Annotated in this window: 11 protein-coding genes and 1 tRNA gene; 7 read left to right on the forward strand and 5 right to left on the reverse strand. The window is 40.9% G+C overall.

Annotation, left to right across the window (positions count from 1 at the left end):
• The first annotated feature begins 77 nt into the window (after window positions 1-77).
• Both guaA and KDK67_RS07325 read left to right on the forward strand, forming a co-directional pair.
• Entirely contained in the window at window positions 78-992 is a 915-nt protein-coding gene (guaA, locus tag KDK67_RS07320) for a glutamine-hydrolyzing GMP synthase (protein ID WP_250868151.1), read from the forward strand.
• Window positions 993-2,036 (forward strand): archaeosine biosynthesis radical SAM protein RaSEA, encoded by a 1,044-nt coding sequence (locus tag KDK67_RS07325; protein WP_250868152.1) that lies wholly within the window; start codon window positions 993-995, stop codon window positions 2,034-2,036. It abuts the gene before it with no gap.
• A gap of 26 nt (window positions 2,037-2,062) precedes the next feature.
• Here the strand turns inward: KDK67_RS07325 and argB are convergent, their stop codons facing one another.
• Window positions 2,063-2,953 carry an acetylglutamate kinase gene (gene argB, locus KDK67_RS07330; RefSeq protein WP_250868153.1) on the reverse strand — a complete coding sequence of 297 codons (891 nt, stop codon included), beginning with the start codon at window positions 2,951-2,953 and terminating at the stop codon, window positions 2,063-2,065.
• Between the two features lie 160 nt (window positions 2,954-3,113).
• Entirely contained in the window at window positions 3,114-3,410 is a 297-nt protein-coding gene (locus KDK67_RS07335; protein WP_250868154.1) for a non-histone chromosomal MC1 family protein, read from the reverse strand.
• A gap of 307 nt (window positions 3,411-3,717) precedes the next feature.
• Between KDK67_RS07335 and mptA the strand changes: the two genes are divergently transcribed.
• Window positions 3,718-4,671, forward strand: a complete 954-nt coding sequence (gene mptA / locus KDK67_RS07340; RefSeq protein ID WP_250868155.1) for a GTP cyclohydrolase MptA — start codon at window positions 3,718-3,720, stop codon at window positions 4,669-4,671.
• Between the two features lie 12 nt (window positions 4,672-4,683).
• Window positions 4,684-4,995, forward strand: coding sequence for a DUF2098 domain-containing protein (locus tag KDK67_RS07345; RefSeq protein ID WP_250868156.1), 312 nt, complete (start codon window positions 4,684-4,686; stop codon window positions 4,993-4,995).
• A gap of 135 nt (window positions 4,996-5,130) precedes the next feature.
• Here the strand turns inward: KDK67_RS07345 and KDK67_RS07350 are convergent, their stop codons facing one another.
• The 3 genes from KDK67_RS07350 to KDK67_RS07360 form a co-directional block, all read right to left on the reverse strand.
• Window positions 5,131-6,060 carry a nucleotidyltransferase domain-containing protein gene (locus tag KDK67_RS07350; protein WP_250868157.1) on the reverse strand — a complete coding sequence of 310 codons (930 nt, stop codon included), beginning with the start codon at window positions 6,058-6,060 and terminating at the stop codon, window positions 5,131-5,133.
• 74 nt (window positions 6,061-6,134) lie between these two features.
• Complete coding sequence (locus tag KDK67_RS07355; protein WP_250868158.1) at window positions 6,135-6,587, reverse strand: N-acetyltransferase; 453 nt, start codon at window positions 6,585-6,587, stop codon at window positions 6,135-6,137.
• 41 nt (window positions 6,588-6,628) lie between these two features.
• A tRNA-Arg gene (locus KDK67_RS07360) sits at window positions 6,629-6,706 on the reverse strand.
• A gap of 242 nt (window positions 6,707-6,948) precedes the next feature.
• On the opposite strand from KDK67_RS07360, the gene KDK67_RS07365 reads away from it, so the two are divergent.
• The 3 genes from KDK67_RS07365 (at window position 6,949) to KDK67_RS07375 (ending at window position 10,023) form a co-directional block, all read left to right on the forward strand.
• Entirely contained in the window at window positions 6,949-7,152 is a 204-nt protein-coding gene (locus tag KDK67_RS07365) for a DUF5371 family protein (RefSeq protein WP_250868159.1), read from the forward strand.
• 411 nt (window positions 7,153-7,563) lie between these two features.
• Complete coding sequence (locus KDK67_RS07370; protein ID WP_250868160.1) at window positions 7,564-8,994, forward strand: nucleotide sugar dehydrogenase; 1,431 nt, start codon at window positions 7,564-7,566, stop codon at window positions 8,992-8,994.
• Between the two features lie 759 nt (window positions 8,995-9,753).
• The gene (locus KDK67_RS07375; protein ID WP_250868161.1) at window positions 9,754-10,023 is read left to right on the forward strand and encodes a hypothetical protein; all 270 of its coding nucleotides are present in this window, start codon (window positions 9,754-9,756) and stop codon (window positions 10,021-10,023) included.
• The last annotated feature ends 359 nt before the right edge of the window (window positions 10,024-10,382 follow it).

Consider the following 10,382-nt stretch of genomic DNA (forward strand, 5'->3'; position numbering starts at 1 on the left):
AACATATTAAAGCACAGTATTATTTAAGAAATTCACTAATATTGATCATCATCACATCATAACTGGAGTTCACATTCATGGTAAAAGTCGAGAAATTCATACCTAAGGCTATAGACAGGATCAAGGAACAAGCAAAAGGAAAGACCATAATCGCACTTTCCGGCGGCGTTGACAGTTCAGTTTGTGCAGTACTTGCATACCGGGCTATTGGAGATGATCTGATACCTATCTACATCGATACAGGTCTTATGAGAAAAGGTGAGACCAAAAGGATCAAAGAGATCTTTGAGGACATGAACCTGCAGACCATAGATGCAAAGGACCGCTTCCTTGAGGCGCTTGTCGGCATCAAAGACCCTGAAGAGAAAAGAAAGGTTGTCGGAGAGACATTCATTCGTGTCTTTGAAGAGGAAGCACGCGAAATAAATGCAGAATATCTCATTCAGGGAACTATCTATCCGGACAGGATCGAGTCTGACGGCGGCATCAAATCCCACCATAACGTCGGCGGATTACCAGAACACATCGACTTCAAGGGAATAATCGAGCCTATAGATGACCTTTACAAAGATGAAGTGCGTGAGGTCGCCTGGGCACTTGACCTTCCTGAAGAGATATGTGAGAGAATGCCATTCCCAGGACCTGGGCTTTCCGTAAGGATAATCGGAGAGGTCACTGAGGAAAAAGTAGATGTCGTACGTGAAGCGAATGCGATCGTAGAGGAAGAGCTCCTTGAGCAGTTCAAACCATGGCAGACATTTGCAGCCGTCATAGGAAAAGGAACCGGCGTCAAGGGAGATGTACGTGTACATGGCTGGATAATTGCCGTACGCGCTGTAGGTTCAAGGGATGGTATGACCGCAGAGGCACTTGAACTACCCTGGGAGACCCTCAGGAAGATCGAATCCAGGATCTCCGGCGAGATAGCATCAGTCGCAAGAGTACTTTACGACCTGTCACCAAAACCACCTGCAACTATCGAGTTTGAGTAAATGTCACTTAATAAAGCCGTATTAGATATACGTGAACGTCAGCGTATAAAGCCATCATCTAACGATTATCCTGCCGCAGTATGGAGAAGCACTGATCACTGTGACGGAAAGACAGTTGATACACTGACCATCATCTTCAAGACATCGGGCTGCTGGTGGGGAAAAGCTGGAGGCTGTACAATGTGCGGCTTCGTTTATGACAGTGCAAAGATACCCCCACAACCGGAAGAACTTGAAAGGCAGTTCGATAATGCAATGCAGAAGGGCGAGAAGTTTGAAAGTTTCATGGTGAAGATATTTACATCAGGAAGTTTCCTTGATGAAAATGAAGTGCCAGCCGAAACAAGAGCTAACATCCTGAGCAAACTGGCATCCGATGAACGTATCTTTAAGGTCCTTGTTGAGAGCAGACCTGAGTTCGTTACTGAAGAGACCCTGAAAACCTGTAAAGAAGCACTCGGAGATACCTCATTTGAAGTTGCTATAGGGCTGGAGACAAGTTCAGACAATATACGGAAGAACTCCATAAATAAGGGATTCACGTTCGAGGATTATATTAAAGCCTCAAACCTGGCAAAGAACAACGATGTGAGCATGAAAGCATATCTGTTGCTGAAACCACCATTCCTGTCCGAAAAGGAAGCATTGGAAGACATTGTCAAAACTGTAGATGATGTTGCAGATCATGCTCAGACCATCTCGATAAACCTATGTAATGTCCAAAATGGTACATATGTGGAACAGCTCTGGCAAAGGAGCCAATACAGAACACCATGGCTTTGGAGTATCGTTGAGATCCTTAAACGTACAAAACAAAACCATCCTGACCTGGTCATAACTTCCGACCCCGTAGGTGCAGGCTCAAAACGTGGCCCTCACAATTGCAAGATATGCAGCAGGGACGTTTCGGATGCAGTACATTTGTTTTCACGTACCCAAGACCTAAAAGTGCTCGAAGGACTGACATGCGATTGCAAACAGACGTGGAAAAAAGTGCTCGAACTGGACGATTTTACCTATGGTAGTCCGATACTTGACAGATAAAGCCAAAAAAGGATGAGAGGGCACCCTTATTCGGTGTCCTTATACACCATCGTACCAATACCCTGATCGGTGAAAAGCTCCAGCAATACTGAATGGGATATGCTGCCATCGATGATATGTACACGATCCACGCCTCCTTCAACACTTGCTTTTGCACTTCTCATCTTCGGGATCATACCGCCACCGATAATACCATCTTCTATCAGTTGTTCAACTTCATCCACACCGATGCGGGATATGCGTGTTGAGACATCGGCCTGATCTCTGAGAACACCAGGCACATCGGTCATAAGTATCAGTTTCTTTGCATTCAGAGCATCTGCGAGATCGCCTGCAACCGTATCAGCATTGATGTTAAGGGCATTGCCCTCTGAATCCATTGCTATTGGAGATATGACTGGAATATAATCATTTGCTATCACTATATTGATAATCTCCGGATCGATTATCTCAGTATCCCCAACCCAGCCAAGATCAACATCGTGTTCAACCTCTTCGATCAGGATTCTCTGAGTGCCCTTTTTCTTTGCCAATATCATCTTCCCATCCTTTCCGGAAAGACCGACGCCTTTACCGCCATGTTTGCCTATAAGGGAGACTATGCGGGTATTGATATTTCCGACAAGCACCATCCGGGCAATTTCCATGGTCTCATCGTCAGTTATCCTCAACCCACCCACAAATTCTGACTTTTTGCCCATGCGTTCCATCTTTTCGGTTATTTCCGGTCCGCCGCCATGAACGATCACAGGATGAATACCGACAAAGCGCAGGAGGACAATATCCTGGATGATATCACTCATTACCTGAGGATCGACCATGGCATGTCCGCCTACTTTGACGACCATAACAGAATCGTGGAATTCCCTTATGTAAGGAAGTGCCTCGATCAACACATTCTCTCTTTTTCCTGTCATATAGATACAATAAAGATTATACAGCGTATAAAGCTTTTTGATTTAAGGAACGTAAAAGAGAGCAGAATAAAGCTTGAAAGATAGGTCTAAAGTAATTATCAATAAAATTCAAAAAGAAGAACTTGCAGGTTCGAGTCAGAACCTACAATAATTGAAAATATTAGACAGTTTCCAGTTTGATTATGCCTGGTTTTTGTTTCTTGACGAATGGCTTGTTGATCTTGTCAGGCATCCAGTCAGGTTTGTTCTTTGGTGCAGCGACCATTTCTTTCCAACCCACGAAAACATGGATCTTCTTAGTGCCGCGCTCACGAAGCATAATCTTTTCTGGCTTCTTTTTGGTACCCTTGCCCCTGTTAGCAACCTTAAGAGCTGCCTGACGTGGCTGTTTACCCGTGAATACGCCGCTTTCATTGCCTTTTTCGTCTCGTAACACAAAGTTTCTTGTTTCAGACATTTTATCACCTTACTAACCCGATATCGGTTATAGGTAGTTGTACTTACGAAATATAAATAGTTTTCTTTTAATGTTGCCTTTTGATTATGATTCTGGATGTGAAATAGCCCGACAAGCACATTTATAGATCAAAAATGATATCAAATCAAATATAAATATGAAATGTATAGAAATATATTAGCAAGTGTTGCGCCTGATAAAATACGACCATATAACAAAACATTTACATGCAATGAATCTGTTTGTGTTGGTTACTATTCAATAATAGATACGATCATTTACTTAATCCTTGTTCGAGGTTATAAATATGGAACTTCCAATTGCGCAATTTCCTGATGTACAGGCAAACAGACCAAAAATACCCATAAATCTTACACGTGTGGGTGTTACCGGAGTTAAAAAGCTTGTTGAGATTAAGAGAAAGGACAAACGTCCAATTGTACTAATCTCAACCTTTGAGATCTTTGTGGATCTACCTTCTGACCGTAAAGGTGCAAACCTTTCACGTAACTTCGAAGCCATGGATGAAGTTCTCGAAAAAGCCATCAATCTGCCAGTCTATGAGATAGAGGAACTCTGTAATGATGTTGCTAAAAGCCTTCTAAGGCGCCATGAATACGCCACTCGTTCAGAAGTACGTATGAAGAGTGAATATGTTGTCAAAAGGGAAGCGCCATCTACAAAAATGAAATGTCAAGAAGTAGTGGACATATTTGCAGAAGCGACCGCAACAAGACTTGAAGAGGGGGATATCGCTGTCAAGAAACTCATTGGAGCCGAGGTCGTTGGCATGACAGCATGCCCATGTGCACAGGAAATAATGAGGGACAACGCAAAAACTGCACTCCGGGAACTTGGAGTAGATCTTGAGACCGTCATGAACTTCCTGAACAAAGTTCCAATGGCTACCCACAACCAGAGAGGACGTGGAATTATCTCCCTCGAGGTCAGCGGTGACGTTGATGTCTCCCTTGAGACCATCATCAAGATCATTGAGAGTTCCATGAGTTCAAGCATCGTAGAGCTCTTAAAGCGCTCAGATGAAGCACTGGTAGTTGAAAGAGCACACCAGAACCCTAAGTTCGTGGAAGATTGTGTCAGAACAATGGCACAAAATATAGTCAGTGAATTCACCCATGTGCCTGACAGTGCACTCGTTACCATTAAGCAGATCAATGAAGAGAGCATACACAGACATAATGCATTTGCAGAAAGAGTTGCCCTTCTTGGTGATCTCAGAGACGAGATAAAAAATAATTGATGTGAGGATCAAATGAACGAAGTACCCGAACCCGTTGATATCGATGGCAAGCCAATAAACGTTGGCAGCAATGTACGCTATATCAATACCGACACCATCGGAGTGATAGAGGAGATCATGACCGATGATGAAGGTACCTGGGCACTTCTTGATACCACACAATTATATTACAGGATCGATAAACTGCAAATAACCGAAAAGAGATCCAGCAAAGGAAAGGAACACGTCCTTACAGAAGAGGAAACAAAGGAGCTTATTAAAGCGCGTTCCGAAACCGGTCAGGAAAAAGTAGAAGAAGTGTTCCAGGCAACTGGTGGCGGTTGATCACTCCGATCATCAACCAGATCAACAATTATAGAGTGCGCGTCCTTTTCGCAGCACTCAAGATAACTATTTTTAATACTCATTCACATCTTTATTAACATCGATTCTAACACTTTTTGATACAAGTTCAGTGTGTTACTGATCAAGTAGTGTCAATGATCTTATCCACTCACCTTTAGGCTCTCTTGAAGTCCCCACTACAAGTCTCTTAATGTCGCCCACCTGTTCAACTACGCCCTGTGCTTCGATCAATTCCCCTTTTAGAGCCTGACCGGCATAGGTGTGAGTGTATGAAAGGACATGATCTATCTCATCGTGGTCGATCTTGTAGATAGAAGGGTTATCGAATGCCAGTTCTGCATCGGTGACTATTGCTTCTATTTTTGCAGTACCGATGTCTTCGCCGCGGGAGATTGGCGAACTTATCTGATCCCAGTCTCGAACGAAAAGGAGATCAAAATATGTGCCACCGACCATTCCCCTGTTCCCTTTGCGCTTTTCGTGTAAAACGAATTCTTCAAAAGAGATCTCAGGGATACGTTTGTTGTAAATGCGACGCCACATATCCTCATCAATATCCTCAATGAATCCGCCCTTTGCCTTTGCAACTGCAATAGCATCCCTTGCCTTGAACCAGTCCTTGCCATATACAACAAAATCAACATCGGAAGTATCGTTCTGTAAGCCAGGAAGGACAGAGCCGGTAACACCCATCTTATCAATAGGTATACCGGCTGCATGCAATACTTCATAGACGGCTTTTACCCTCCCATCCTTTTTTATGAGTTCTGGAATAGGATCTGAAGGATGGAGAATGACCTTCACCTGATCTTCAGGGACTACGTGGACATCCTGAACCCATTCAGGCCTGTTATTACGCATAAAATCAAAAGCAACATCAAAATCATATTTGCGGTAATTCATCCCATTGAGCTGACGGTCCCCAGTCTCATCGGGCACATACCTTAGCACACACCTGACACCTTCAGGATGGAAATAGTCTGCAACCGCAAATATCCAGTCGTCTTTGGTAATTATAAAATCTCTGATGCGTGCTTTGATCATTATTATCTTCCTGGTTTAGTTATAGCTAGGCAAATGTACATGGGATTAATAAATGATTACATTGATGACCTGAATTATGAAAGCTCCAATGAAAGAGCTATTTCGTCACAATCCGGGAATTTATGACATTTGATGCAACCACTCCATATTTTATGCGGGAGAGTTGCCTTGTCCACAAGTTTGAAATTATTTTTCTCAAAAAAAACAGGTGCATACGTCAATGTGAAAACAGAGGTGACACCGAGTTCATGAGCATCATCAAGGCATGCATCTAATAATTGAGTGCCAATACATTTTCCCCTATATTCCGGAAGAATAGCAAAAGATAGGATCTCTGCAAGATCCACCCACAACACCTGCAGACCACAGCAACCTACAACATCGCCATCGATCTCACAAACATAGAAATTACGTATGGACTCATAGAGCTCACTGACAGAACGATGGAGCATAAGCTCCTGCTTTGCATAGAAATTAATGATGCTTTTAATCGCATCAACATCATTTAATGTGGCTTTCCGAATCAAATCACAAGCTCCTTAACCTGAAAACATTATCAGAAGAATAATGGCGGGCGTGAAGGGATTTGAACCCCTGATTTACAGCTTAGGAGGCTGCCGCCATATCCTGGCTAGGCCACACGCCCTCGAGTAACCCCTGTAATGTCAATCAATATTTTAAATCTATTGGTCAAAATGCATTGCAACAGAAAGATATGCAAAATGATGAACATAGCGATACAAATGTGGTAATATCTATATGAAAAAAAATAAAACGGTAGAAATGATTTTATGATAAAGTTATAAAAAACAGATTTTTAACAAAACCTATAAATAAGATGCATCATTATGATGAACTGCGCGAAATGCCCAAATGGAGATGACAAAAATGAAGATAGTACATGCCCAAACCGTTCTTGCAGAAGAACAATTATTAGCATTAAAAGATAAATGCAACAACACATCAACTAAAGAGGCACTTAGCATTGCAGTAGAACACTATCTTGAATGCGAATACACAGAGATGAACGAAGATATGTGGACAAAGAAACTTGAGAAGATCGTTCAGAAGAAGAAAGAACAGAAGGCTTAAACGTTCTTATTTTTGTTGTGTGGACCAAAACACAAGTTGTTCACATAACGAACACTTACTTATTATGTACTTATTATTTACTTAGTCGCCCACTTAATTGCTTACCTATTCGAATACTTCACTCTTTTTACCGACCTATCAGCAGAAGCTCTTCGACCTCTGATGAAATTTCGATTTCACCCAGCAGACCTAATTGAAATACCACCCAAAGCCATAGCTCGATAAGATTAGCAATATAGGTATGAGGAGTGGTGAATAATAGATCGGAAATTTATGGATAAAGATATTTGAACTAAACAATGGATCTTCTGAATATATATGAGTTAAATAATAGACGAATAGATACTATATGATTAGATATTACGCAGAATATATGCCAACATTCTTCCTTAAAATAAAAATAGTGATACTATGACAGGTAAACTAGGTTCAGTTCTTGAAAAGAAAGGTCCGATAAAGAAGATAGGCGTCCTTGGAATGGGCTATGTGGGCATTCCTGCCGCTGCTTTATTTGCAGATTCTGAAAAGTTCGATCTTGTTCTTGGGTTCCAGAGGGATTCGCCCAGTTCCGGTTACAAGATAGAGATGCTGAACAAAGGGGAAAGTCCATTAAAAGGAGAAGAACCCGGTCTAGAGGACCTACTTAGAAAGGTTGTGGATACAAAGAAATTCGAATGTACCCCAGACTTTTCAAGAATATCCGAACTTGATGCTGTAACGTTGGCCATACAGACCCCATTTAAGAACCCTGCAGACCTCACCCCTGATTTTGGAGCACTCATCGAAGGCATCCGCAATGTAGGGAAATATCTCAAAAAAGGAATGCTCGTAGTACTGGAATCCACAATAACACCCGGAACAACGGACACTCTTGCAAGGCAGATCCTTGAAGAGGAGTCCGGACTTAAAGCAGGAGAGGATTTTGCACTTGCGCACGCCCCCGAAAGAGTGATGGTCGGACGCCTTTTAAAGAACATACAGGAACATGACCGTATCGTAGGAGGTATTGATGATACCAGTACGAAAAGAGCTGTGGAACTCTACAGTCCTGTTCTGACAAAAGGAAAGATCATACCCATGACAGCAACTGCTGCCGAAGTTACGAAGACCGCAGAGAACACGTTCAGAGACCTTCAAATAGCAGCTATCAACCAGCTTGCATTATATTGTGAAGCAATGAGCATCAACGTATATGATGTGAGAGCAGGCATCGATAGCCTTAAAGGGGAAGGCATTACCCGAGCCGTGCTTTACCCGGGCGCAGGAGTAGGAGGGCATTGCCTCACTAAAGATACATACCATCTTGAAAGAGGGGTCACAACGAGCAGTGGTGAACTTGACTATCCTGAAAACACAGATTCCATTTTTGTACTTGCAAGGAAAGTTAACGACTTTATGCCAAACCACATGTACTACCTTACACAAGAAGCCCTGAAGCGCATAGGTAAAGATGTGAAAGGATCGAAGGTCGCAATCTTGGGATGGGCCTTTATAAATGATTCAGATGATGCGAGAAACCCACCGTCCGAACCATACAGAAGTCTCCTGATCGAGAACGGTGCTGAAGTGATGGTACATGACCCTCACGTCCTGAACTATCCCGAGGTAGAGATAATGAAAGACATCGATGAAGTTATGGAAAATGCCGACGTCATTGCAATCCTGACAGGACATTCGGATTACTTCAAACTCGACCCATCAGTGCTTAGATTAGTGACAGGAAAGAAGAACACTGTGATCGTGGATGGAAGGAATGTTCTCGACCCGGATGCATTTATCGATAATGGATTCGTTTACAAGGGCATTGGCAGGGGCGACAAGAACGAACATCCCATCATTTGATATGATGTTAAATTTGGCTTTGTAGAAAACCTCTAAATCTTGATTTCCCCGTAGTTGATTTAGGTAAGAGTTCTACAGAGTTGAAATACAAAAAACTTAAAAGAAAATGAAACATAACAAAAATCATGAATATGAAAGAATTTATTAAGCCAACAAAACAAAAAATCTATAGTTTCATTATCTTAATAATAGGTTTGAACATTTTCCCTATCCTTATTAAATTATTTTTCACAATTTTTGTCGCAAGGACGCTTGGACCAGTAAAATATGCAGATTTCTTGATTTTTAAAAGTACTAATATTCCATACATTCTAACTACAACTGTAACTTATTTTGTATGGCTTTATTTAATTACATCTATAATTGTAAATATCAATAAAATGAAGGCTCTGTAAAAATCCTAATTCAGATTTTATTTTTAAACGAATTCATGCTTAGAATATTAAGAAGGTATTAGGATTTCTACAGAGTCGAAAATTTCTTATTTTAAAAAAAGAGGCAGTTGAAAGAACTGATAGCTCAAACGAATATTAAATTTTTTTACATAATAAACAATATAGTTATACTTTTATAATTATATCCAATATTTCCCTGCAAATCTATGCAGGATCGGAAATCGTGACCAATACAGGCTATATATATAGATCGTTCTTTAAAAAAAATACAAAAAACGATAGCAAATGCTCATATAACGTTCGGCAGACAAAAACTCAGAGATCTATCATATTCATGTGCTCCACATGTGAAAATTCATCCACATTGAACGATCAGGCCTGTCGTGAACAGATACTTTCAGCACTCCTTAGAGAACCATTTGCTGATGATTTCCTCACGTATTGCAAAAAAGAAGGAAATGATGATGCTAAACTTTTTGTAGAGGTATTTGATACTTATGAGAAAATCATTGTTGGAAATAGTGACCTTAACGATAAAATCTCTGGATACATAAAATGGGCACATTTGGCATTTATGGGGAGTATTGTAGGTTTAATATTATTCATATTGTTTATTATAAATTCATTTAAATAAAGAGGGCAGCAATATGTCAAATAAAGACAAAAAAACATACGGGTTCGGTGGACAAAAACCAAGGACTGATGGCATGACTGAATTTAATAACAATGAGAATGGCAACACATCAATAATTGCAAGCGAACAAGAGAAATCGAAGTCGAAATCGAAAAAATAAAAAATAATTAAGCAGGAGTATTATAAATTAATAGTAACTATTCAGCCTACCTATCGTCAATCCTGTATGACCGACTATAATACAAAAAATTAATTTGCAACCCTAAAATCAAACAATCGTTGGAACAAATGGCTTTCCATCGATTGCATCTTGAATAGCTTTCATCACAGAAAGTTGATTCTTCTTAACAGTAGAAATG

The sequence above is a fragment of the Methanococcoides seepicolus genome (assembly GCF_023684405.1).
Classification (GTDB): Archaea; Halobacteriota; Methanosarcinia; order Methanosarcinales; family Methanosarcinaceae; genus Methanococcoides; species Methanococcoides seepicolus.

Bases quoted from the DNA above. Each gene is read 5' to 3' on its own strand.
- argB (WP_250868153.1), bottom strand. From the start codon at position 2,953: ATGACAGGAAAAAGAGAGAATGTGTTGATCGAGGCACTTCCTTACATA.
- KDK67_RS07370 (WP_250868160.1), top strand. From the start codon at position 7,564: ATGACAGGTAAACTAGGTTCAGTTCTTGAAAAGAAAGGTCCGATAAAG.
- KDK67_RS07365 (WP_250868159.1), top strand. From the start codon at position 6,949: ATGAAGATAGTACATGCCCAAACCGTTCTTGCAGAAGAACAATTATTA.
- KDK67_RS07345 (WP_250868156.1), top strand. From the start codon at position 4,684: ATGAACGAAGTACCCGAACCCGTTGATATCGATGGCAAGCCAATAAAC.
- KDK67_RS07325 (WP_250868152.1), top strand. From the start codon at position 993: ATGTCACTTAATAAAGCCGTATTAGATATACGTGAACGTCAGCGTATA.
- KDK67_RS07350 (WP_250868157.1), bottom strand. From the start codon at position 6,060: ATGATCAAAGCACGCATCAGAGATTTTATAATTACCAAAGACGACTGG.
- KDK67_RS07335 (WP_250868154.1), bottom strand. From the start codon at position 3,410: ATGTCTGAAACAAGAAACTTTGTGTTACGAGACGAAAAAGGCAATGAA.
- guaA (WP_250868151.1), top strand. From the start codon at position 78: ATGGTAAAAGTCGAGAAATTCATACCTAAGGCTATAGACAGGATCAAG.
- mptA (WP_250868155.1), top strand. From the start codon at position 3,718: ATGGAACTTCCAATTGCGCAATTTCCTGATGTACAGGCAAACAGACCA.